The 24527-nt window shown below is 65.7% G+C and carries 17 protein-coding genes and 1 riboswitch; of the genes, 11 read left to right on the top strand and 6 right to left on the bottom strand.

Annotated elements, in window-relative coordinates:
- Positions 1-120: 120 nt before the first annotated feature.
- The 4 genes from MO486_RS13650 (at position 121) to MO486_RS13635 (ending at position 6927) form a co-directional block, all read left to right on the top strand.
- Positions 121-2109, top strand: a complete 1989-nt coding sequence (locus MO486_RS13650) for a M2 family metallopeptidase (RefSeq protein WP_242908831.1) — start codon at positions 121-123, stop codon at positions 2107-2109.
- Positions 2110-2228: 119 nt separating this feature from the next.
- The gene (locus tag MO486_RS13645; RefSeq protein WP_242908829.1) at positions 2229-4388 is read left to right on the top strand and encodes a M20/M25/M40 family metallo-hydrolase; all 2160 of its coding nucleotides are present in this window, start codon (positions 2229-2231) and stop codon (positions 4386-4388) included.
- Positions 4389-4425: 37 nt separating this feature from the next.
- The gene (locus tag MO486_RS13640) at positions 4426-5523 is read left to right on the top strand and encodes an aromatic ring-hydroxylating dioxygenase subunit alpha (protein WP_242908827.1); all 1098 of its coding nucleotides are present in this window, start codon (positions 4426-4428) and stop codon (positions 5521-5523) included.
- Between the two features lie 126 nt (positions 5524-5649).
- Positions 5650-6927, top strand: coding sequence for an amino acid permease (locus MO486_RS13635; protein ID WP_242908825.1), 1278 nt, complete (start codon positions 5650-5652; stop codon positions 6925-6927).
- Positions 6928-7036: 109 nt separating this feature from the next.
- Here the strand turns inward: MO486_RS13635 and MO486_RS13630 are convergent, their stop codons facing one another.
- The 3 genes from MO486_RS13630 to MO486_RS13620 form a co-directional block, all read right to left on the bottom strand.
- Positions 7037-8287 carry a multidrug effflux MFS transporter gene (locus MO486_RS13630; protein WP_242908823.1) on the bottom strand — a complete coding sequence of 417 codons (1251 nt, stop codon included), beginning with the start codon at positions 8285-8287 and terminating at the stop codon, positions 7037-7039.
- Between the two features lie 138 nt (positions 8288-8425).
- Entirely contained in the window at positions 8426-10489 is a 2064-nt protein-coding gene (locus tag MO486_RS13625) for an EAL domain-containing protein (RefSeq protein WP_242908821.1), read from the bottom strand.
- A 3-nt stretch (positions 10490-10492) separates the two neighbouring features.
- Complete coding sequence (locus MO486_RS13620; protein WP_242908819.1) at positions 10493-11038, bottom strand: heme NO-binding domain-containing protein; 546 nt, start codon at positions 11036-11038, stop codon at positions 10493-10495.
- Positions 11039-11503: 465 nt separating this feature from the next.
- Positions 11504-11635: riboswitch (glycine riboswitch) on the top strand.
- Positions 11636-11699: 64 nt separating this feature from the next.
- Between MO486_RS13620 and gcvP the strand changes: the two genes are divergently transcribed.
- On the top strand, positions 11700-14564 hold the full coding sequence (gene gcvP / locus MO486_RS13615; RefSeq protein ID WP_242908816.1) for an aminomethyl-transferring glycine dehydrogenase: 2865 nt from the start codon (positions 11700-11702) through the stop codon (positions 14562-14564).
- A gap of 64 nt (positions 14565-14628) precedes the next feature.
- Here gcvP and MO486_RS13610 read toward each other — a convergent pair whose 3' ends face one another.
- Both MO486_RS13610 and MO486_RS13605 read right to left on the bottom strand, forming a co-directional pair.
- A complete protein-coding gene (locus tag MO486_RS13610) occupies positions 14629-15390 on the bottom strand; it encodes an anti-sigma factor (RefSeq protein WP_242908814.1) in 762 nt (253 codons plus the stop codon).
- Complete coding sequence (locus tag MO486_RS13605) at positions 15387-15962, bottom strand: sigma-70 family RNA polymerase sigma factor (protein WP_242908812.1); 576 nt, start codon at positions 15960-15962, stop codon at positions 15387-15389. The genes MO486_RS13610 and MO486_RS13605 overlap by 4 nt, the downstream gene beginning before the upstream one ends.
- Positions 15963-16266: 304 nt before the next feature.
- Here MO486_RS13605 and MO486_RS13600 point away from each other — a divergent pair, with 304 nt between their 5' ends.
- The 4 genes from MO486_RS13600 (at position 16267) to MO486_RS13585 (ending at position 20314) form a co-directional block, all read left to right on the top strand.
- Positions 16267-17661, top strand: a complete 1395-nt coding sequence (locus tag MO486_RS13600) for a DUF4331 domain-containing protein (RefSeq protein WP_242908810.1) — start codon at positions 16267-16269, stop codon at positions 17659-17661.
- Positions 17662-17737: 76 nt separating this feature from the next.
- A complete protein-coding gene (locus MO486_RS13595) occupies positions 17738-18859 on the top strand; it encodes a hypothetical protein (RefSeq protein WP_242908808.1) in 1122 nt (373 codons plus the stop codon).
- Positions 18859-19956: a HupE/UreJ family protein gene (locus MO486_RS13590; protein ID WP_242908806.1), complete on the top strand. Its 1098-nt coding sequence runs from the start codon at positions 18859-18861 to the stop codon at positions 19954-19956. Before MO486_RS13595 ends, MO486_RS13590 begins: the two co-directional genes overlap by 1 nt.
- A 121-nt stretch (positions 19957-20077) precedes the next feature.
- Positions 20078-20314, top strand: coding sequence for a hypothetical protein (locus tag MO486_RS13585; protein WP_242908804.1), 237 nt, complete (start codon positions 20078-20080; stop codon positions 20312-20314).
- 20 nt (positions 20315-20334) lie between these two features.
- Here MO486_RS13585 and MO486_RS13580 read toward each other — a convergent pair whose 3' ends face one another.
- Positions 20335-21006, bottom strand: a complete 672-nt coding sequence (locus tag MO486_RS13580; RefSeq protein WP_242908802.1) for an arylesterase — start codon at positions 21004-21006, stop codon at positions 20335-20337.
- 150 nt (positions 21007-21156) lie between these two features.
- Here MO486_RS13580 and MO486_RS13575 point away from each other — a divergent pair, with 150 nt between their 5' ends.
- Both MO486_RS13575 and MO486_RS13570 read left to right on the top strand, forming a co-directional pair.
- Entirely contained in the window at positions 21157-21831 is a 675-nt protein-coding gene (locus MO486_RS13575; RefSeq protein WP_242908985.1) for an ABC transporter ATP-binding protein, read from the top strand.
- Positions 21828-24425 (top strand): FtsX-like permease family protein, encoded by a 2598-nt coding sequence (locus MO486_RS13570; protein ID WP_242908800.1) that lies wholly within the window; start codon positions 21828-21830, stop codon positions 24423-24425. The genes MO486_RS13575 and MO486_RS13570 overlap by 4 nt, the downstream gene beginning before the upstream one ends.
- The last annotated feature ends 102 nt before the right edge of the window (positions 24426-24527 follow it).

Here is a 24527-nt window from a genome sequence, read left to right as displayed (position 1 = left end):
CGCGTGCGCCCCGCGGCGATGCTGCGGGGCGCACAAGGGCCGGATCACTTGCAGGGGGCCCCCACGGCGCACTAGCCTGCGCCTTCCGCGCCCAGTCCCGGCGCCGCCAAGGATTTCGCCGTGATCCATCGCCATGCCCTACTCGCGCTCGCGGTTGCCGCGAGCCTGTTGTCGCTGTCGGCCTGCAAGAAGGAAGAGCCCGCCCCGACAGCGCCGGGCGCAGCCGTCATTCCCGAAGGCGAGACCGCCGACCAGTTCGTCGCCCGCATCAACGAGGAATACCGCGCGCTCGCCACCGAGTTGAACCGGGCGCAGTGGCTGGCGAGCACCTACATCAACGCCGACAGCGAAGCGTTGTCGGCGAAGACCAACGAACGCTTCCTCGGCCAGCTCAACAGCTGGATCGCGCAATCGCGCAAGTTCGAAGGCCAGCAGATGTCGCCGGATTCGGCACGCACGATCATGCTGCTGAAACTCAACACCGCCATGCCACCGCCGAAGGATCCGGCCAAGCTCGCCGAGCTGACCCAGATCGCCAGCAAGATGGAAGGCATGTACGGCAGCGGCAAGTACTGCACCGGCGAAGGCGAAGCGCAGAAGTGCCGCCAACTCGGCGAACTTGAGGACGTGCTGCGCACCAGTCGCGACTACACGACGCAGCTCGACGCCTGGCAGGGCTGGCACACCATCTCGCCGCCGATGCGCCAGGACTACACCCGTTTCGTCGACCTGGTGAACGAAGGCGCACGCGACCTCGGCTTCGCAGATACCGGCGAGATGTGGCGTTCGGGCTACGACATGGCACCCGCCGAGATCGCCGCCGAAACCGACCGCCTGTGGGGACAGGTCAAACCGCTGTACGAGCAACTGCATTGCTACACCCGTACCAAGCTCAAGGCGAAATACGGCAGCGACAAGGGCGTGGTTGGCGACGGGCTCCTGCCCGCGCACCTGCTGGGCAACATGTGGCAACAGGACTGGGGAAACCTGTGGGACATCCTCGAGCCGTACCAGGGCGCCGGGAGCCTGGATATCACGTCTTCGCTAAAGGCGATGTACGAAGAGAATTACCGCGAGCAGCAGCGCAAGTTCTCCGGCGAACCGACGCCGGAGCAACAGGTCGAACTTGAACGTACCGCGCAGCTTGGCACCGCCAAGCAGATGACCGAGCGGGCGCAGGATTTCTATACCTCGCTCGGCATGCAGGCATTGCCCGAGAGCTATTGGGAGAAGACCCAGTTCATCAAGCCGCGCGACCGCGACGTGGTCTGCCACGCCAGCGCGTGGGAAGTGAACATGGCTGAAGACGTCCGCACCAAGATGTGCATCAAGCCGAACGAAGAAGACTTCACCACGATCTATCACGAACTTGGCCACGTCTATTACTACCTCGCCTACACCAAGCAGCCGCCGCTGTTCCACAGTGGCGCGAACGACGGCTTCCATGAAGCGATCGGCGACACCATCGTGCTGGCGATGACGCCGCAGTACCTGCGCTCGATCGGCCTGGTCGGCGAGCAGCAGCAGAGCAACGAATCGCTGATCAACTCGCAGATGCGTATGGCGCTGCAGAAGGTGTCGTTCCTGCCGTTCGGATTGATGATCGATCGCTGGCGCTGGGGCGTGTTCGACGGTTCGATCAAGCCGGACAACTACAACAAGGCGTGGTGGGAACTGAAGGCGAAGTACCAGGGCGTGGCGCCGGTGACACCGCGTGGCGAGGAGAACTTCGACCCGGGCGCGAAGTACCACGTGCCGGGCAACACACCTTACACGCGCTACTTCCTCTCGCACGTGCTGCAGTTCCAGTTCTACAAATCGCTGTGCGACGCGGCCGGCTACAAGGGCCCGCTGTACGAATGCAGCTTCTATGGCAACAAGGAGGCTGGCGCGAAATATCTGGCGATGTTGAGCAAGGGTGCCAGTCAGCCGTGGCAGAAGACGCTGAAGGAACTCACCGGCGGCGAGAAGATGGACGCCTCGGCGATCCTCGAATACTTCGCTCCGTTGCAGACCTGGCTGAAGGAACAAAACGAAGGCCAGACCTGCGGCTGGCAGGCGTCGGGCACGGCCACGGCAGCGGCGAAACCGGCGACGAAACAGGGCTGAATACGCACCCCATGTTCGACAACGAAGGCCGGCGCAAGCCGGCCTTCTGCTTGGTCACCCGATCGCGCGATACTCGCGCCATGAACCAGCCTAGCCCTTGCCGCCTGAGACCCTCCCCGGTGAAATCGCGCACCCTGTTTGCTTCTTTGCTGGGCCTTGCACTGCTGTGCGGCACAGCGATGGCGCAGTCCGTCGCTGCCCGCCACGACCACGCCACCAGTGACCTGGCTGCGATGGGGCTGCGCGACGATCCGTTCGCCCCGGTCCACATCGTCACTTCCCGAAAACTGTTCCAGGGCGGCATCCAGGTCATGGCCCGCGACTCGGTCACCCGTCGCGACAGCATCGGCAACGACCTGGTGATCGCCGAGATCCAGGCCCACCAGCTCGACGACGTCAGCCACCAGATCCACGAACGGGAGCGGCGTTGTGGCGGCTACTTCGCGTTCCGCTCGCGTGCCGAAGCCGATGCGTTCATCCGCGCGGATCGTTCGGCGCAGGCGATGGCCACCCAGTTGCTGGTCGCCCATCCGATCGACAACCAGGCCACGGTCGGCGGCTGGCTGCCGCAGGTGCAGGAAGCCAATATCCGCGCCACCATCCACCACCTGTCGACCGCGTATCCGAACCGCTACTACGCCAGCAGCTACGGCCTGGCCGCGGCGACCTGGATCCGCGACACCTGGCTGGCGCTGGGCAATGGGCGCGCCGACGTCAGTGCCGAGCTCTACACCGGCTGCACCAATTGCAGCACCCAACCCTCGGTGATCCTGACCATCCAGGGATCCGAGCTGCCGGACGAGATCGTGGTGCTCGGCGGTCACCTGGATTCGATCTCCAACAGCGGCACCGGCAACGCGATGAACGCCCCGGGTGCCGACGACGACGCCTCCGGCATCGCCACCCTGACCGAGGTGATCCGCATCGCGCTCGGCAGCGGCTGGAAGCCCAAGCGCACCGTCAAATTCATGGGCTATGCGGCCGAAGAAGTCGGCCTGCGCGGCTCGCATGCGATCGCGCAATCGTTCCGGAACCAAAACAAGAACGTCGTCGGCGTGCTGCAGCTGGACATGACCAATTACGCGGCCGGCAGCACCGTCGCGATGCGGCTGATCACCGACTACTCCAATCCCGGGATGCAGCAGTTCACCACCGACGTGTTCGACGCCTACCTGGCGCCGACCGGATTGACCCGGGGCACCTACACCTGCGGCTATGGCTGTTCCGACCACGCGTCGTGGACCAACGCCGGCTATCCGTCGGCGATGATGTTCGAACCGACGTTCTTCACGTACCTGCACACCACCTTCGACACCTTGCCGCAGATGGGCGGCACCGCCGCCAGCAGTGTCAATTTCGCCAGGCTCGGCCTTGCGTTCCTCGGCGAACTGGCGAAGACCAGCAGCACCGTGCGTTCGGATTTCAACGGGGATGGCAACTCTGACATCCTGTGGCGCCATGCCACGAGCGGTGCCAACACGATCTGGTTGTCGGCGAATGCCAACACGCGGCAACTCATGTCGAAGGTTGGCGACCTGGCCTGGAAGATCGCGGGCACCGGCGACTTCAATGGTGACAACAAAGTCGACATCCTCTGGCGCAACACCAACACCGGCGCCAACATGATCTGGAGATCAGGATCGGCGGCCACCCAGCAAGCGACGTCGGCCGCCAACGTGGCCTGGCAGGTCGCGGCCGTCGACGACTTCGATGGCGACAGTCACGCGGACATCCTGTGGCGGCATGGCAGTACGGGCGCCAACACGATCTGGTGGTCGGCCAACGCATCCACCGTGCAGGCCCTGACCAAGGTCGCCGATCTGGACTGGAAAGTCGCGGGAGCCGGCGACGTGGATGGCGATGGCCGCGCGGACATCGTCTGGCGCAACGGCCGCACCGGCAGCAATGCGATCTGGCGTTCCGGCAATGCCGCGAATTATCAGGCGATGACCAGCGTCACCAACCTGGCATGGCGCATCGTCGGCATCGGCGACATCAATGCGGACGGCCGCGATGACGTGGTGTGGCGCAACAGTGCCACCGGGGCCAACGTGATCTGGCGGTCGGCCAATGCCGCCACTGTCCAGTCCATGACCGGGGTCACCAACCTGGCATGGCACATCGTCGGTATCGGCGACTACGACGGTGACGGCCACAGCGACGTGCTGTGGCGCGACACCACCGTCGCGGGTGGCAACACGATCTGGAAATCGGCCAACCACACGACCCAGCAGGCTGTCGCCTCCGTCGCGGACCTGTCGTGGGAAGTCTCCAGGTAGCCAGACCGATCGATTTGGCCGCGCATATACTCCAGACATGACCCAGCAAACCATCCCCAGCAACGACGCCACCCTCGCCCCTCAGCCGCTCGACCACGCACGCGCCCTGCACGCGCGCTACTACACCGATCCGGCGATGGTCGCGCTCGATCGCCGCGCGGTGTTCGACCGGGGCTGGCAACTGATCGCCCACGTCTGCCAGCTGCAGAATGCGGGCGATCACGCCATCGCGGACTTCGGCGGCCTGCCGGTCATCGCGGTGCGTGGTGCGGATGGCGAAATCCGTGTGTTCCATAACGTGTGCCGGCATCGCGCCGGACCGATCGCGCAGTGCGACGGCCTCGCGGCGAAGTCGCTGCGTTGCCGCTATCACGGCTGGACCTATGGCCTCGACGGCGTGCTCAAGTCGGCACCGGAAATGGGCTCCGCGCCCGACTTCAACGTCGGCGACGTGCGCTTGCCGCAACTCGCGGTGCACGTGTGGCAAGGCATGGTGTTCGCCGCGGTGGATGCGACGCAGGCACCGGACTTCGATGCGTTCGTCGCCGGCATCGACGCGCGCCTGGGCGCCAACCGCGGGCTCGAGCGCTACGGCCACCACCGCCGCGTCGGCTACGACGTGGCCTGCAACTGGAAGGTGTACGTCGACAACTACCTCGAGGGCTATCACGTCCCGCACATCCACCCGGGCTTGAACAAGCTGCTGGACTACCGCAGCTACATCACCGACACCGCCGAGTGGTACTCGTACCAGTTCAGTCCGCTGGAAAGCGGCGACGGCCTCTACGGCGACGGCGACGCGCTCTACTACTGGATGTGGCCGAACACGATGCTCAACATCCTGCCCGGCCGCCTGCAGACCAACCGCGTGATCCCGAAAGGCGTCGACCGTTGCCGCGTCGAGTTCGACTTCTATTACACGCTGGACGAATCCGAGGAAGCCGCGGCACGCCGCCTGGCCGACCTCAACTTCAGCGACGAGGTCCAGTTCGAGGACCTGACCATCTGCGAAGACGTGCAGCGCGGATTGTCGTCGGGTTCGTACGAACCTGGACGCCTGAATCCTCTGCGCGAAAACGCCGTGCACCACTTTCACGAACTGCTGCGCCGCGTGTACCGCGAAGCACAAGCGTAACCCGTAGGAGCGGCTTACAGCCGCGAGCTCTCATGTACGCGGCGAGCAAGGGTTCGCGGCTATAAGCCGCTCCTACGTATAAGCAGCATAAGCACCACCACCGCATTGGCAGGAGCGAGCGTCCCGATGAGCACAAGCCGCCCTCTCGGCCTCTGGTCGGCCACCGCACTGGTGGTCGGCAGCATGATCGGCAGCGGCGTGTTCCTGTTGCCCGCGTCGTTGGCGCCGTACGGGGCCGCGAGCCTGTTCGGTTGGGCGATCACCCTCGGTGGCGCGATCCTGCTGGCGCTGACGTTTTCGAAACTGGCGATGCGTTGGCCACAGACGGGCGGACCGTACGTGTTCGTGCGCAATGCATTCGGCGAACTGCCCGGGTTCGTGATCGCATGGAGCTACTGGACCTCGGTCTGGTGCGCGAACGCCGCGATCGCGGTGGCGTTTGCCGGCAGCATCGGCTCGATCTTCCCCGGCATGACGGCGACGCCACTGCGTTCGGCCGCCTGCGCGCTCGGCGCGTTGTGGATCTGCGCCGCGGTCAACCTCGCCGGCGTGCGCCAGGCTGGCCGCATGCAGTTGCTCACCACCGTGCTGAAGTTGTTCCCGCTGCTGCTGTTCGGCGGCATCGCGCTGTGGTTCGTCGATACCAGCTATTACCGCCCCTTCGATCCGGGCAGCGAGTCGTTGCCGAACGTCATCCAGGCCACGGTCGCGCTGACGTTGTGGGCCTTCCTCGGCCTGGAAGCGGCCACCGTGCCGGCCGGCGCGATCGAGGACGCCGAACGCACCATCCCGCGCGCGACCGTGCTCGGCACGCTGCTGGCAGGCATCGCCACCATCCTCGCGTGCACCGCGGTGATCGGGTTGTTGCCGGCGGACGTGGTCAAGAATTCGCAAGCCCCGATGGCCGATGCCGCGCGCAGCTTATGGGGCCCGGCCGCCGGCATCGGCGTTGCCGCCGTCGCGGCGATCTCGTGCTTTGGCGCGCTCAACGGCTGGGTGCTGGTCTCGGCGCAGGTGCCGCTCGCCGCAGCGCGCGACGGGTTGCTGCCGCAGCGGTTCGCGAAACTCGATGCGCGCGGCACGCCGGTGTTCGGCGTGGTGGTCAGCAGCACGCTGGCGTCGCTGCTGGTGCTGTCGAACTACAGCGACTCGCTGGTGCAGCTGTTCACCTTCTCCATCCTGCTGTCGACCGCGGCGACACTGTTGCCGTACGTCGCGAGCAGCGCCGCCTGGTTGCGGACCGGCGAAACCAGGGGCCGTGTAATCGCCGCGCTCGCCCTGCTCTACAGCCTGTACGCGCTGATCGGCACCGGCAGCGAGTCGTTGTTGTGGGGTGGCGTGCTGGTGTTGGCGGGATTGCCGATCTATTTCTGGCAACGCCGACGCCAGCGCGCCAATCCATAAACCCGCGACCTCGTGACTCCGTAGGAGCGGCTTACAGCCGCGAGCTTTTGGCGTTGTCGAGACGCCTGAAGAGCTCGCGGCTGTAAGCCGCTCCTACACACAGCTGCGGCTACATCCCCTCGGGCGTTTCCACTGCGGCCGATTCCGGCGGGCACGCTGGCAGATTGCGACCCACGTGCATCTGCCAGCGCCAGAACGCCCAGCCCAGTGCGGTGAAACACGCCGCGCCGATCGCCAGGTGCAACGGCTTGTGGCTCAACCACGGCGACAGCACACCCGCGATCACCGCGTTCGACACCAGCGCTGTAAACGCCTGCAGCGACGATGCACTGCCGCGCTGCCGCGGATACATGTCGAGGATCGCAAGCGTGAGGATCGGGAACACCAGCGCGATACCGAAGGCATTGAGCGTCATCGGCAACACCGCCCACGGCACCGTCGGCGTCGTGGCGAACACGTTGTAAAGCACGTTCGCCGCCATCGCGACGCCACAGCAGGCGAAACCGATCGCCGTCTGCCGTGTGCCGCTGATCTTGCCCGCGATGCGGCCTGAGAAAAACGCGCCTAGCATCATGCCGCCGATCATCGGCACGAAGAACCAGCCGAACTGGCGTTCGTTGAGCTTCAGATGATCGATCACGAACGCCGGCGCCGAGGCGATGTACAGGAACAACGCACCGAAATTGAACGTGCCCGCCGCCGCCAGCCGCTGGAAACGCGGATTGAGGAAGATCGCCACGTAGTTGCGCAGCAGCGGCTTCGCCTTGAGCGGCAAACGCACTTCGCGCGGATGCGTTTCCGGCAGCAGCAGCCAAGTCGCCACCAGCAGCGCCAGCGAGAACGCGACCAGGAACCAGAAAATCACCGGCCACGCACTCCAGCCCAGGATCCAGCCGCCGATGATCGGCGCTATCGCCGGCGCGATGCCGAAGATCATCGACACCTGGCTCATCAACCGCTGCGCATCGTCGCCATGCAACACGTCGCGGATCACCGCACGGCCGACGATCAGTCCCACGCCCGCGCTCAACCCCTGCACCGCGCGGAAGAACAGCAGCGTGCCGAGGTCCATCGACAGCGCGCAGCCCACCGAGGCCAACGTGAAGATGACCAGTCCGCCGAGGATGACCTTGCGCCGCCCGATCGCATCCGACAGTGGCCCATGCACCACGCTGGTCAACGCATAGGCCAGCAGGTAGACGCTGATCGTCTGCTGCATCGCCAGCTTGTCGGCCCCGAGCTGCGCCCCCATCGCCGGGAACGCCGGGAAGATGGTGTCGATCGAGAACGGCCCGAACATGGCCAGGCCACCGAGCAGCAGGGCCAGGCGGCGGATGGAGACACCAGTTCGCGCGTTCATGTGGTCCTGCGGGGAGAGCGGGCGCCCATGGTACGGAATTACGCAGCATCGTCAGCCAGACGATGGGTTGCGGATGTAGAACAACCACGCACCCGTAGCCCGGGTGGACCCTGGACTTCATCCGGGGGATACCCGGGACTATCCCGCCGAATCGAAGACTGTCCCTGTTACCGAAGGCGCAACTTGCGAATCACGAGGTATCCGGTTCCAGCCTGAATATCGCAGGTAGTCATTGCAGACATATGCCGGCATGGGTTTGCCTAGCAGGTAGCCCTGCAAAGCATCGCATTCCAATTCCTGCAGATAATCGGCCTGCGATTTCGTTTCCACCCCTTCAGCGATCAACTGCAATCCCAGCTCGTGGCCCAGGACGATGATGGTCCGAATGATTGCCGACTTGGACTCGGCGAGGGGGACACGATCGATCTCGCGAACGAAGGATTGGTCGATCTTGAGCGTGTCGACGGGCAGATGCTGGAGCGAGGTAAGCGACGAGAAACCGGTTCCGAAATCGTCGATGGCAATCCGCACTCCCAGCTTTCGCAGCTTCTCGAGCATGGCGGCAGCCGCCAGGACGTCATGCATCACGACGCTCTCGGTCAACTCCAGTTCAAGCAGGGCAGGTTCCAAGCCACTTTGCGCGAGCGCCTGCCCCACGGTTTCCAGCCAGGTCGCGCGTTCAAATTGAATATTCGAGACGTTCACGGAGATGATCAGATCGTGGGAGCCGGCCCGCTGCCAGGCTGCCATCTGGCGGCAGGCCTCCTGCAGCACCCACTCTCCGATGGGCGCGATCAGTCCCGACTCCTCTGCAATCGAAATGAATTTCCCGGGGGGCACCATGCCCAGCTCGGGATGATTCCAACGCAGCAACGCCTCCAGGCCGCGCAACCTGCCATCGCGCCAGAATTGGGGCTGGTAATGAAGCTCGAACTGCTTGCTTTCGAGCGCCCGGTGCAGGTGGCTCCTCAGGTCGAGACTCTCCAGCGAATGCATCGAGAGATTGGGCGTATAGAAGTGAAACGCGTTCTTCCCGCCCTGCTTGACGACATACATGGCGACGTCGGCCTGGCGTTGCAGCTCATCGACGCTCTGCGCATGCTCGGGAAAAACGCTGATGCCGATACTGGCGCCGACAAAAAGCTCATGGCCTTGCAAATGCATGGGCTTGCGAAGGATATTCAGGCACTGTTGCGCCAACTTCGCCGCATTCGCGGGCGTCTTCAGGGAAGGAAGCACGACCATGAACTCGTCCCCGCCCATCCGGGCAAGGGTGTCGCTACGGCGAAGGCGCCTCTTCAGGCGACGCGCGACCTCCTGCAGAACCTGATCACCCACTTTGTGCCCGAGGGTGTCGTTGATCTGCTTGAATCCATCCAGATCGAGGAACAGCACGCCGACGAAGAGACCATCGCGGGCGGCATGGGCCACGGCCTGCTCAAGCCGGTCGCGGAACAACAGGCGGTTTGGCAGACCGGTCAACGTGTCGTAGTGAGCCTGATGTCTCAGCGTGTCCGCGAGTTGACGGTGCCTGATGGCCATTGCCGCCAGACCACTCAGCATCTGCATCAATTTGATGTCGGAGGCATCGGGGGAGCGCGCCTGCGAATGATGCAGGGAAAAGGTCCCTATCTGCTCCCCATCCCGTGTCACAAGCGGCAAGGCCCAGCAAGATTCAAGTCCCGCCAAGGCGCCTGACGCCTGGTGCGGCTTCCAGTAACGGTCCCGGGTCGTGTCTTCGATGACTTGAACGGAATGCGAAATTGCCGACCAGGGTTGGAGCAGTTCGGTCACGATTCCGGGATCGGCGCAGTCGGAAATCTCTGGCGAGAATTCGCCGTTCTGGGCTTGGAACAGCCGTTTGTCGTGGTCGGTCACAATGAAGCACCGCCCGGAGCTGGCCTGCTGTTCGGCCATGGAGGCCACATCTTCGAGGATCGATTCAAGCGGGGCTTGTTTCACGATCCGTTCCAGAAGCCGCTCGATGCTCTCGGCCTGGAGGCGGCGACTTATCTCCAACTGGAGCTGCGCATTGGCCGCATTGACGATGTCGGCCTGCTCCTGCAGGGCAGCGAACGCTCGCTTCTGTTCCTCACGGGACAGGAAGAGCTCCAGGCTCTTGGCTTCGATGAAGACCTCGGCCTCCTTGCGGGCCCGCCTTTCCCGCTCCAGCTGTCTTCTGAGCAAGCTGGCCTCATCCACGGATCACCCCAGGCGCGTGATGAGAAAGCGGATAGCGGTTCCGGATTCCGCGGCGAGAGGCTCACGCTGAATCTGGATCTGTTCACCGAAGTGTTCGGCGCATCCAGCGATCAACCCTTCGGCCAGATCCCCGAACGGTCGCCGGGAGCGGTACTCGAAAGCCAGTCGATTTTCGTCCATCCGCTGGCTTGTGAACTTCGGCAATTCCGCCTCGGGGTAAAGCTTGAGTACCTCGACGTGGACATACGCGTCCACCTGTTCCAGGAACTGGAAGCTGGAACTCACGCCCTGAAAAAAGCGCGGGTACATTTCAGTGAAGCGCCCGAACAGATGATGACCGAAGGCGCGGACAAGATCTGGGATGGGGATATTTGTTTCCAGGCTGAGCAGCTGGACGAGCGTCATCAACTCGTGATGGTCATAGGTTCCGACCGCGGTATAGCTTCCACCACTGGGAAGGTCGCAAGTAGTCAGGATTCGGTCCGCAAGTTCGAGGCCAAACTTGCTTTCCACCATCTCCATGAACTCGGTAAAGACCATGCCTTTCATGGCAACTCCTTTCCCTAGCCCGCATCCCGCGGCGAGCGGATCACAACTACAGCCAGGCGTCAATAGCATCTTCCATGTCACCACGGGATGATCGGTGGTCGCCTCTGGCGCCGGCATGGGGAAGAACTCAGGCTGACCCGCTTCGCTGTTGGAAGCCCTGCGCACCATCCCGGCTACGTACGGTCTGTTCATTCGACGCACGACGTGCGCGGAAAGCGTCCCCGCCCGCGCTCCCCGTAGGAGCGGCTTATAGCCGCGAGCTTTTTCGCCTGGCGCAAGGACTGTGAAGAGCTCGCGGCTATAAGCCGCTCCTACGGGGGCAGCCGCCCCCGCTTCGGACGGCAACCCGCCCGGGCTATAATTCCCCCGCAGCACACGGTGGGAGAAGCGGCCGATTCCGAAAGGAACCATGCCGCTGCCGAAGGCGCAATCGCCCGGAATCGCTCAGGCCCCACAACCGCCGCGTGCACACACTCTGGAGAGACCGGCCTGCCTGTCATCGGCATGGAACCGGCGCCGAAGGGGCAAGAAGCGCAGCGGGATTCCTCCCCCTCCCCACGCTTCCAAACTCTCAGGCAAAAGGACAGAGGGGCGCCTCGCTCTCAATGAGCACTTCCTGCCGCAACCGCACCCGCGACCTCGGCCCAAGAGACGCCCTGACATGACCAAGTCCGCCTCGCTGCGCACACTCGAACACCACGACGCCTTCCTCGAGCGCCACATCGGTCCCAACGACGCCGAGATCGCCCACATGCTCAAGGCCGTCGGCCACGATTCGCTCGACGCGATGACCGATGCCATCGTTCCCGGCAACATCAAGTCGCCCGCCCCGCTCGCGCTGCCCGCGCCGGTCACCGAGGTCGAAGCGCTCGCGCAGATCCGCGCCATCGCCGACAAGAACCAGGTCTTCCGCAGCTTCATCGGCCAGGGCTACTACGGCACCCACACGCCGAACGTCATCCTCCGCAACATCCTCGAGAACCCCGCGTGGTACACGGCCTACACGCCGTACCAAGCCGAGATCTCGCAGGGCCGCATGGAAGCGCTGATCAACTTCCAGACCATGTGCGCCGACCTCACCGGCATGGAGATCGCTAACGCTTCTTTGCTCGACGAAGCCACCGCCGCCGCCGAAGCGATGACGCTGGCCAAGCGCTCGTGCAAGTCGAAGTCGAACGTGTTCTTCGTCTCCAACGGCGTGCACCCGCAGTCGCTTGAAGTGATTCGCACCCGCGCCGAGCCACTGGGCATCGAGCTGGTGATCGGTAACGACGCCGACGCCGTCGCCCTCGACGCCTTCGGTGTGCTGCTGCAATACCCCAACACCTTCGGCGCGGTGAACGACTACCAGGCGCTCGCCAATGCCGTACACGCGCGCGGCGGCCTCGTCGCCGTCGCCACCGACCTGCTCGCGCTGACGCTGATCAAGGCGCCGGGCGAATGGGGCGCCGACATCGTCGTCGGCAATTCGCAGCGTTTCGGCGTGCCATTCGGTTTCGGTGGCCCGCACGCTGCGTTCATGGCCTGCCGCGATGCTTACAAGCGTTCGATGCCCGGTCGCCTGATCGGCGTGTCGATCGACGCCGAAGGCAAGCCCGCCTACCGCCTCACCCTGCAGACGCGCGAACAGCACATCCGCCGCGAGAAGGCCACGTCCAACATCTGCACCGCGCAGGTGCTGCTGGCGGTCATGGCCAGCATGTACGCGGTCTATCACGGTCCGGAAGGCCTGACCCGCATCGCCCGCCGCACGCATCGCCTCGCCGCGATCCTCGCCGGCGCGCTGCGCAATGCAGGCGCGCATGTCGGCGACCACTACTTCGACACCCTGCATGTCAGCAACGTCGACGCCGCCGCCGTGCATGCCGCCGCGAAGGCCGCGCAGATCAACCTACGCACCATCGACGACCAGAACCTCGGCATCAGCCTCGACGAAACCAGCACGCGCGAAGACATCGTCAAGATCGCTGCGCTATTCGGCGCCAAGATCACCGACATCGACGCCCTCGATGCCACCACCGACGACGCACTGCCGTCCGCTCTGCAGCGCAAATCTGAGTTCCTGCAGCACCCGGTGTTCAACACCCACCACAGCGAGCACGAACTGCTGCGCTACATGCGCGCGCTCGCCGACAAGGACCTGGCGATGGATCGCACCATGATCCCGCTCGGCAGCTGCACCATGAAGCTCAACGCCACCGCCGAGATGATCCCGGTGACGTGGCCGGAGTTCGGCAACCTGCATCCGCTGGCCCCGGCCGACCAGGCACTGGGCTACAAGGAACTGATCGACGGCCTCGAGGCGATGCTGGTCGAATGCACCGGCTACGACGCCGTCAGCCTGCAGCCCAACTCCGGCGCGCAGGGCGAATACGCCGGCCTGCTCGCGATCCGCGCGTACCACCGCTCGCGCGGCGACGACAAGCGCGACATCTGCCTGATCCCGGAATCCGCGCACGGCACCAACCCCGCCTCGGCGCAGATGTGCGGCATGCAGGTCGTCGTCACCAAGTGCGACAGCAACGGCAACGTCGATGTCGACGACATCAAGCGTGCCGCCGAGAAGTACAGCGACCGTCTCGCCGCGCTGATGATCACCTACCCCTCCACGCACGGCGTGTTCGAGGAAGACATCGTCCAGATCTGCGAGATCGTCCACCAGCACGGCGGCCAGGTGTACACCGACGGCGCCAACATGAACGCCCTCGTCGGCGTCGCCAAGCCCGGCAAGTGGGGCTCCGACGTCTCGCACCTCAACCTGCACAAGACCTTCTGCATTCCGCACGGCGGCGGCGGTCCTGGCGTTGGCCCGTGCGCAGTGAAGTCGCACCTCGCGCCGTTCCTGCCGCGCACGTTCGGTGGCGAAGGCGACGTCGGCATGGTCAGTGCTGCCAGCTTCGGCTCCGCTTCGATCCTGCCGATCAGCTGGATGTACATCGTGATGATGGGCGCCGCCGGCCTGCGCAAGGCCACGCAGGTCGCGCTGCTCAACGCCAACTACATCGCCAAGCGCCTCGCTCCGCATTACGAAACGCTCTACACCGGCCGCAACGGTCTGGTCGCGCACGAATGCATCCTCGACCTGCGCCCGCTCAAGGACGCCACCGGCGTCAGTGCCGAGGACGTGGCCAAGCGCCTGATCGATTTCGGCTTCCACGCCCCGACGCTCAGCTTCCCCGTCGCCGGCACGCTGATGGTGGAGCCGACCGAGAGCGAATCGCAGCACGAACTCGACCGCTTCATCGACGCGATGATCCAGATCCGCGACGAAATCCGCGCCATCGAAGACGGCAAGCTCGACCGCGAGGACAACCCGCTCAAGCACGCCCCGCATACCGCCACGGCCGTGTCCGCCAGCGAATGGACCCACGCCTACCCGCGCGAACTCGCCGCCTTCCCGCTGCCGTCGCTCAAGCTGCAGAAGTACTGGCCGCCGGTCGCGCGCGTCGACAACGTCTACGGCGACAAGAACATCATGTGCGCGTGCATTCCGGTCGATGCGTACAAGGAAGAAGTCGAGGCGTAACTTCAGCTGTGTGGATATGAAAAAGGCCCCGCATTGCGGGGCCTTTGCTTTGCGGCGACAGCACTCAGATCGCCTGGATCCCGCCCTTGGCGATGATCGGCCCGGTCGGCACGCCCTGCGGTGCGCCGCCCGGTGGCTCCAGCGAGATCGCCAGAGTGGAGCCCTTCGCCAGCGCGCGCAGCAATGCCTGCGGCACGACGACCAGCTGCGTCTTGTCGACCGACACCAGGCCCAGCGAACGCGGGGCCTCGCCCGGTGGGATCACCCACAGTTCGGGCACGCGCCCCTGGGCGTCGGCCGGCGCGGGTACGGGCACGATCCTCACGATGCCGCGCACGACATCGATCGAGGCCAGCCAACCCGGCGTGCCATCGTCGCGTGCCAGCGTGGTCACCGGTTGCGCCGGCTCACTGGGCTGCATCACCACGGGTGGCGTGACCGGTGCAGGCGCCTGCGGCACGCGGCCGAGGAACACCGCGGCCACCGCAATGGCAGCGGCCAAGGCCGTCGTCGCGCGCCAGAAGGTGACGCTCTGCCACGCGCCGCGCGAGCTACCTTCCACCGGCGACCAGCCCAGGCGGGTGCGGATGCGCGGCCACACATGCGCGGGGGCGGCCATCGGTTCGATGGCGTCGAGCAAGGCGCCGAGGCGTTGCTCCCACGCGTCCACCAGGCGTGCGAACGCCGGAGTCGCCGCGATCCGCGCTTCGACCTGCCGCCGCTGTGTCGCATCGAGCACGCCGAGCACGTACTCCGCCGCCTGCACGTCTGCGCTGGGTGGCTCGTGCCCGGAGTCTTCGTCGAATTGGGGGTCGCGAATGTTCATTGTTCCAGGCACGCCCGTAGTTGCATCAGGCCGCGGCGGATCCAGCTCTTGATCGAACCAAGCGGGGAGCTGCTGCGCACCGCCAGTTCCTCATAGGTGATCCCTTCAAAGAAAGCAGTGTGGATCAGCATGCGACGGCGGTCGTCGAGCTGTTCCATGCAGTCGTCCAGGCGTGCGCGCTGTGTCGTCGTCTCGGTGTACTGCAAGGGCGAAGCCAGCGGATCGGCGACGTCGTCCGCCCATTCGATCGGCGCGTGCCGGTGGGACGCCGGAAGCACGCGCAGGCGATCGATCGCCTTGTATCGCGCAATCATCCCGAGCCAGGTGATCGCACTGGCGCGCGCGGCGTCGAACTGCGCCGCCTTGTGCCAGACGCTGACGTAGACCTCCTGCAGCACGTCTTCAGCTTCGGCGCGATCGGAAAGCAGCCGCATGCAGATGCCGAAGAGCTTGCCCGAGGTTGCGCGGTACAGCGCCTCGAACGCGCTGCGGCTGCCGTTGGCGACTTCCGCCAGCAGCGCCGTCAGGTTCTCGCTGGGATCGGCACTCAGCTGAAGCGATGAATGGGACATCCAAGGCACCTCACAGGGCACAGGCGGCCAGCGGCAGCGCCATCGCCGTTTAGGACAAACGAAGCCCAGCAATCGCCGCGGCCAGCGTCCATGCAAATGGCACGTCTTCGACCGGGATATACGGAGCCAGTCCCCCTCCGGATGCAGCTGGATCACGACTTGCAAGCGCACCGACAAGCGGCTGCATCCGAATGCGGCGTTGCCTCGAAAGCACACACGGACAGCAGGTCACCGCAATGCGCAGGCGCCTGGTTGTTCGACCCGCAAGTGCACTCCGCACCTGCGCCCACTCGAGGAACCCGTCATGAAACAGCTCATCGCCAAACACGCCACGCTCGCCATTGCCATCGCGGGCCTGGTGTCCGCGGCAGGCGTCGCGCTCGGCTCGAGCCATCGCGAAGCTCCGCTGATTACCCAGAGCCCCAAGGTCGACGGCACCGATTTCTACATGTTCCGCAGCTACGAATCCGGCCGCGCCGGTTACGTCACTTTCCTCGCCAACTACCAGCCGTTGCAGGCGCCCTATGGTGGTCCGAACTATTTCCTGATGGACCCGAACGCGCTCTACGCCATCCATATCGACAACGACGGCGATGCCAACGCTGACATTTCCTATTTCTTCAAGTTCTACAACCGCTTCAAGAACCTCACCGTGCCAGTGAACGGTGTCGATGTGGCGGTGCCGTTGAGCAATATCGGCTCGTTCGGCGCCACCGCGGCGCAGGAAGCCAATCGCAACGTTGACGAAGCCTACGCCGTGGTCACCGTCAAGGAAGGCGGCCGGGTCGGCGTGGCCCGCAATCTCGGCACAGGCGGTTACCTGTTCAAGAAGCCGTTCGACAACATCGGCACCAAGTCGATCGCCGACTACGCCACCTATGCAGATCGCCACATCTCGCGCATCGGCGTGAACCAGTGCGCGGGCGAAGGCCGCGTATTCGTGGGGCAGCGCAAGGAAGGCTTTGCGGTCAACCTCGGTGAAGTATTTGACCTGGTCAACACCAACCCGGTCGGTCCACCCGATGGCGAACGCAACCTCCTCGACGATGCCAACATCACCACGCTCGCACTCGAATTGCCGATCGCCTGCCTGACCCAGTCCGGCAACCCGATCGTTGGCGCCTGGACCACGGCCTACACGCGCGTGGGCTTTCACTACCGCCAGGTGTCGCGCCTGTCCGCGCCGCTGGTGAATGAAGTGGTGATCGGATTGCCCGACAAGGACAAGTTCAACGCCTCGCTACCAGGCAACGATGCGAACTTCGCCAAGTACGTCACCAACCCGAGTCTGCCGATCCTGCTGCAGATCCTGTTCCCGGGCGTGCAGGCGCCGACGAAGTATCCACGCACCGATCTGGTCGCCGCCTTCCTCACCGGCGTGCCGGGCCTCAACCAGCCGGCTTCGGTCAAGCCCGCGGAAATGATGCGGCTCAACACCGCGATCGCACCCAAGGCAGCCGCGGTGCAGCAGACCCTCGGCGTACTCGCCGGTGATACCGCCGGTTTCCCCAACGGGCGGCGTCCTGGCGATGACGTGGTCGACATCGAGTTGCGGGTGGCGATGGGCGTGCTGTTGCCCGCCGCCGATGCCCCGTCCGGCCAGTTGCCGTACACCGATGGCGCAGCGCTCAAGGCAAGCGACTTCCGGTCGACGTTCCCATACCTCAACACGCCGATCCCGGGCTCGCCCAGCAACTAACGCGCGTCACGGATGAAACGCACCGCAATCCGGCAGCGAGCTGTACGCGCTGCCGGATTGCACAGGAGTCCTCACGATGTTGCGCACACTGACTCTGATCGCGACCCTGATCATGATGCCCACGGCATGGGCGCAGCGTCCCGCGGCCGTGGTGCCAGGCAATCCGAGTGTCGTGCTCGAACACCTGCCGCGCGGCTACGCGCGACTGATGCCGGCGAACGCCGCGACCCCCGCTGCATCGCCCCTGCGCATCCAGCAATGGCTCACGACGGCTGCGCAGACTGGCGATGCGCGGCTGGCGGCACGCGCCGAGTCGTTGCTGGCGCGTATTCCGGCCCACGCGCAGGATTCAAGCGTGCTGCAGGCGCGTGCGTTCAGCGCCCAGCACCGTCACGACTTCGCTGCGGCAGTGGCCTGGCTCGATCGGGTGATTGCCCAGTCGCCGCGCGACGGCGCCGCACGCCTGGCACGCGCACAGATCCATGTGGTGCGCGGCAGGCTGGATCTGGCGCGCGCGGACTGCACCGCGCTGGTGCTCAGCGTCGATGCCGGGAACGGCCTGCTATGCGTGGGACTGATGTCGTTGCGCAGCGGACATTACGCGGCGGCCGCCGCCGCGCTCGATCGCTGGTTGGAAGCCAGCTCAGTCGCCGATGAAAGCCAGCACTACGCGTTGGTGATGCGTGCCGAAGTCGCCGCACGCGCCGGTGATCGCAATGCCGACGCCTGGTTCCGGCGCGCGCTGGCGCTGGCACCGGACGACGTGCGCACACTCGCGGCGTATGCGCGCTACCTGCGTAGCGTGGGCCGTGATCGCGAAGTAGCGCCGTTACTCGTCGCACAAGCCAATCACGATGGATTGCAGCTGCAACGCACGCTGGCCGCGCATCGCATCGATCCACGCACCGCCGCGCCGATGGTCGCAGCCCAGGCGCGGCGTTTCGCTGCCGCGCACGCGGCGGGCAGCCCGCCGGAGTTGCGCGATGAGGCCGAGTTCCTGCTCGTCGCGCGCGGCGACCCGACCGCCGCGCTGCGCCTGGCGCAACGCAACTTCCACAGCCAGCGCGATTACGAGGATGTCGAGCTGCTGCGTCGTACCGCCATCGCGGCACATCGTCCGGAAGCTTTGCAAGCACTGCACGCCTGGGCGACCGCGCAACACCTGTCGTTGCCACCGACGCCGGAGGGTGCACGCTGATGCCACATCGACTGTTCCCATGGTTGCTGCTGCTCGCATCGTGGCCGCTGCACGCGCATACGCTGTCGGTCGCGCATCTGGACATCACGCGGATGCCCGATGGCGAAGCGCAGATCGAACTGGACCTGGCGATCCGCGACCTCGCCCTCTCCCTACCGCTCGATACCAACCTTGACGAGCGAGTGACCTGGGGCGAACTGCACGCGATGCAGCAGCCGTTGGAGCAATGGGTAGTCTCCGGCCTTTCGCTGTCGACCGATGCCGGCGCCTGTGCGCTGCGCCCGCGCGGGCTTGCCACCCGCCGTTACGACGATGGGACTTACGCCACGCTGCAGATGGTGGCCCAGTGCCCCTCCCGATCGAGCGTGCGGGTTCGCTACGGCCTGCTGTTCGCGGTTGATCCGCAGCATCGCGCGCTGATCACGCTACGCGAGGGCACGACCGTCCGCACGGCGACTGGTCGTGCCGATGCACGCGAGGTCGTCCTCGGCACCGCACCCAGCCGTCCGTTCGCCGACTTCCTGCGCGAGGGCTTCCACCACATCGCGATCGGCTACGACCACCTCGCCTTCCTGCTGTCGTTGCTGTTGCCCGCGGCGCTGCTGCGCCAGCGTGGCGAGTGGTTGCCGGCGGAGGACTTGCGTCGCGTCGTGATGCAAGTGCTGGGTATCGTCACCGCGTTCACGCTGGCGCACTCGCTCACGCTGAGCCTCGCGGCGCTGGGCTGGGTGACGCCGGCCTCACGCTGGGTCGAACCGGCGATCGCGGGCAGCGTGTTGCTGGCCGCCGCCAACAACATCCATCCATTGGTGACGCGTCGTGCGTGGGTCGTGGGGTTCGGCTTCGGCCTGATCCACGGCTTCGGCTTTGCCGGTGCACTCGGGGAACTGGGCCTGCCGCCCGACACCCGATTGCTGACGCTGCTTGGCTTCAATCTGGGTGTCGAGCTGGGCCAGTTGGCAGTGGTGTGCGCGGTGTTGCCGGGGTTGTTCCTGCTGCGGCGCCAGCGCTGGTACGTCGGTATCGCGATGCCGTTGCTCTCGATGGTGATCGGCGCGGCGGCGATGTCCTGGCTGTGGCAGCGCCTGGCCGCGTAACACGCATGCACAGAAGCCGAAGCACGTGACGTATCCACAACGTCCACCCCGCGCCATCTGCCCTAAGTCACCCTGCCGACCGCCAGCTGTCCCCATGCAGCCCGATCGTCAAACTGCGGCCATGACCTCTCCCCCGAAGTCTGCAGCGGAAGCAGTCCTGATCACCGTCTCCCCCACCCAGCATGGCTGGCTGCTGATCGATGGCGAACGCATCGCCGAAGTCCTGTCGAGCCGCTTCTGGGCGCTCAAGGCCGCCGACGCGCTGGCCCATCGGCGTTTCCTCGAAACCGGCCTGCCCACCACCGTGCTCGAACGGACGCGAACCGGGGACAGTTCGGTCGCAAGTCGCTACGAATAACCGTGGCCTACCGCTTTCGCCTACTTCAGCAACGGCTCCAACGCACGCCACACATGATCGCGCAGCAACGGCTGCACACCCGCCACCAGGTGCAGGTTGTCCGCCTGGAACGCATCGCGGTCGCGCGCGATCGGCTCCAGCAGGAACGGCAACAGGGCCGTGTCGAACAACGCGGCGAGATCGGGGTAGGTCTTCTCGAACTCACGCGTGTACTCGGCGCCATAGTTCGGTGGCATGCGCATGCCGACCAGCAACACTTTCGCCCCCACGCCCTGCGCGGCGCCGATCATGCGGGCCAGGTTGCTGCGCGTCTGCCGCAGCGGCAGGCCGCGCAGGCCATCGTTGGCGCCCAGCGCGATGACCACCACCGTTGGGCGATTCCGGGCCACCTCGCGCACCACGCGCGCAGCACCGCCAGCGCTGGTCTCGCCGCTGATGCTGGCGTTGACCACCCGCCAGCCCGGCCGCGTCTGCGCGATGCGTTCGGCGGTCAGTGCGACCCAGCCCTGCGCGGCGTCCAGCCCATACGCGGTCGACAACGAATCTCCGAAGACCAATACCGTCGGCGGCGGCAGCGGTTGCACCTTCGCCGGCAGGGCTGCGTGCGTCGCACCGAACAGCGATACCACCAGCAGTACCAATGGCACGGTCCATTGAAGCCAGCGCCGCGGAGCCTCATTTCGTTGTTTCATGCACGCTCTCTCCAAACCTGTGGCCAGACTGCAAGGCCGCATTCCAACCCCCGATGAAGAGGGCTGCACCCACGATGGATGCACACGATGAATAGGGACGATACCGCGCACATCCAAGCCGAAGCCATGGTGCCGGCACATTCTGCAGCCATGCCCCGGCGCGCCCTTGAGGTCACCGGCCTCGGTAAGCGCGTCCCGCTGCCCGCGGGCGAGCTCACCATCCTCGATGGCGTGAACTTCGCCATTGATCGCGGCGACGCCGTCGCGATCGTCGGCGCCTCCGGCTCTGGCAAGAGCACCCTGCTGGCGCTGATGGCCGGGCTCGATATCCCCAGCAGCGGCAACGTCGTGCTCGAAGGCGAGCCGATGTCCAAGCTCGACGAAGACGGCCGCGCTCGTGTACGCGGCGAGAAAGTCGGTTTCGTGTTCCAGAGCTTCCAGTTGCTGCCGTCGCTCACTGCACTGGAAAACGTAATGCTGCCGCTGGAGTTGCGCGGCGACATCGATGCCGAATCGCCGGCGCGCACGATCCTCAAGCAGGTCGGTCTCGGCGAACGCCTCGGCCACTACCCGCGCCAGCTCTCCGGCGGCGAGCAGCAACGCGTGGCGCTGGCGCGCGCCTTCGTGACGCGGCCAGCGCTGCTGTTCGCCGACGAGCCCACCGGCAATCTCGATACCCGCACCGGCCAATCCATCATCGACCTGCTGTTCGATCTCAACACCGCAGCCGGCACCACGCTGGTGCTGGTCACCCACGACGAACATCTCGCCAGCCGCTGCACCCGCATGCTGCGTCTGGACGGCGGCCGGCTGGTGTCGGCGTGAACCTGCACTTGCCTGCGCTCAGCCTGGCGTGGCGCCAGTTGCGGCGCGACCTCAAGGCGGGCGACATCCGCATCTTGCTCGCCGCGCTGACGCTCGCGGTGGTCGCAGTCACTGCCGTCGGCTTCGTCACCGATCGCGCCGAACGCGCGCTCGCGATCGAAGCGAACCGTTTGATGGGCGGCGATGCCGTCGTGCGCGGCGATGCACCGATCACCGGCGCGATACGTGATGCCGCCAATGCACCCGGCCTGCGCACCGCGGAGACGATCGAACTCAACAGCATGGTTCGCGTTCGTCAAAGCGGCGTCGGCGAAGGCGACGTGTCCAACCTCCGCCTCGGCGACCTGCGCGCACTCGGCCCGCACTTCCCGTTGCGCGGCGCATTCCGCGTCGTCGACCAAAACAAGATCGAACGGGACACCCGCGACGCACCACAGCGCGGCACCGTGTGGATGAGCCGCGCTGGTGCCGACGCGCTCGGCGCCTCCATCGGCGACACCGTGCATCTCGGCGAAGCGAAACTGCGCCTCACCGCGCTGGTGCTGCAGGAACCCGACGCCTCGCTCGACTACTTCAACGTCGCGCCGAAAGTCTTCCTCAACCTCGCCGACCTGCCCGCCACCGGACTGGTGCAGGAAGGCAGCCGCCTGTCGTATCGCCTGGTCGTCGCCGGCGACGCGACCGCCATCGAACGTTTCGTCGCGAAGGCCAAGCCGGCGCTCGCGCGTGGCCAGCGTCTGGAAACCATCGGGCAGGCGCGCCCGGAAGTCCGCTCCGCACTCGATCGCGCCGGCCGCTTCCTCGGCCTCGCCGCGCTGGTGTCGGTGGTGCTCGCCGCCGTCGCCGTGGCGATGGCTGCACGCCGGCATAGCGAACGCCATCTCTCCGGTGCCGCCGTGATGCGCTGCCTCGGCGCCAGCCAGCGCACGCTGGTCGCCATCCACGTCGGCGAACTGCTGATGCTCGGTTTGTTCGCCAGCGCACTCGGCGTGGCGATCGCATTCGCGTTGCAGTGGGCGGTCGCCGGCTGGCTCGCCAGCACGCTGTCGTTGTCGATCCCACCCGCTGGCTGGTTGCCGGCGCTGCAAGGCCTTGGCGTCGGCATGGTGGTGTTGCTCGCGTTCGCCACGCCGCCGGTGCTGGCATTGCGACGCGTCTCCGCGCTGCGCGTCTTGCGCCGCGACCTCGACACCACCGAACCCAGCGCCTGGCTGGTTGCCCTCGCCGGTATCGCCGGCATGGCCGCACTGCTGTGGTGGAAGGCCGGCGATGCCACGCTCGGTGGCGCGATGTTGCTCGGCATCTCCGGCACGCTCGCGGTGCTGGCATTCCTGGCGTGGATCTTGATCGTGGTGGTGCGACGCCTGCGTCCGCGCCTGCGCGGCAGCCTGCGCTACGGCCTGGCCAACGTCAGCCGCCGTGCCGCCACCAGCATCGCGCAGGTCTCCGCACTCGGCCTCGGCTTGATGGCGCTGCTGCTGCTGACGTTCGTACGCACCGATCTGCTCGACCGCTGGCAACTGTCGCTGGCGAAGGACGCGCCCAACCGCTTCATCATCAACGTGCAGCCCGACCAGGTGCAGCCGGTGCGGGATTTCATCGCCGAGCAGGGATTGCCTGCACCCACCCTGTATCCAATGACCCGCGGCAGATATCTCGCACGCAACGGCACGCCGGTCGCAGCGCTACCGGTGCGGCGCGATAACGACGGCAGCACTGAAGGCAATGGCGCGATGGAACGGCGCCGCACCGAACGCGAGTTCAATCTCTCCACTGCCGCCACGCTGCGCGCCGACAACAAGATCACCGCCGGGAAGTTCTGGGGTGCGACTCCGACGGCGGGTCAAGACCCGCCCTACGGCGCAAACGCACCGAGCACACCACAGCTCTCGGTCGAAGAACGCTTCGCCGAATCGCTGGGCTGGAAACTCGGCGACCGCATCGCCTTCGACATCGCCGGCCAGCGTTTTGAAGCACCGATCACCAGCCTGCGCAGTGTCGACTGGGAAAGCTTCCGCCCCAACTTCTTCGTGATCGCCTCGCCCGGTGCACTCGATGCGTACCCCGCCAGCTATGTCACCGCCGTCACCGTCCCGCAATCGGACGCACGTTTTACCGCAGGCCTGGTCGATCGCTTCCCCAACCTGTCGGTGATCGACATCGACGCCGTGCTCAAACAGGTGCGCGCCACCGGCGACCAGGTCTCAACCGTGGTGCAGGTGGTGTTCTGGTTCTCGCTTGCCGCCGGCGTGCTGGTGCTGCTGGCCGCGATCAGTGCCAGCCAGGACGAGCGCCTGCTCGAAGGCGGCGTGATGCGCGTCCTCGGCGGCAGCCGCCGACAACTACGATTGGCGCAAGCGTCGGAGTTCGCCGCCATCGGCCTGATCTCCGGCCTCGTCGCCGCGATCGCCGCATCGATCCTCTCTGGCGTCGTCGCCAACCGCGTCTTCGACCTGCCGTGGGAACCCAACTGGACCCTCGCCATCGTCGGCGGCAGCCTCGGCATGCTCGCCGCGTTGCTGGCAGGTCTGTTCGCAACGCGACGCGTCCTGGATGCCCCGCCCAGCGTGACGCTGCGCGAGTTGCAAGGCTGACGCTCACCGAGAGACCCTGCGGGAGCGACGTAAGTCGCGATCAATTCTCCCCGACAGTGCTGCTGGGTATTGCCTTCCTGGACAAACACAAACGCCACCAGA

This window comes from Lysobacter sp. CFH 32150 (genome assembly GCF_022758295.1).
GTDB lineage: Bacteria > Pseudomonadota > Gammaproteobacteria > Xanthomonadales > Xanthomonadaceae > CFH-32150.
Note: the sequence above shows the minus strand (reverse complement) of the source record. Positions and strands in the feature narration are given on the sequence as shown.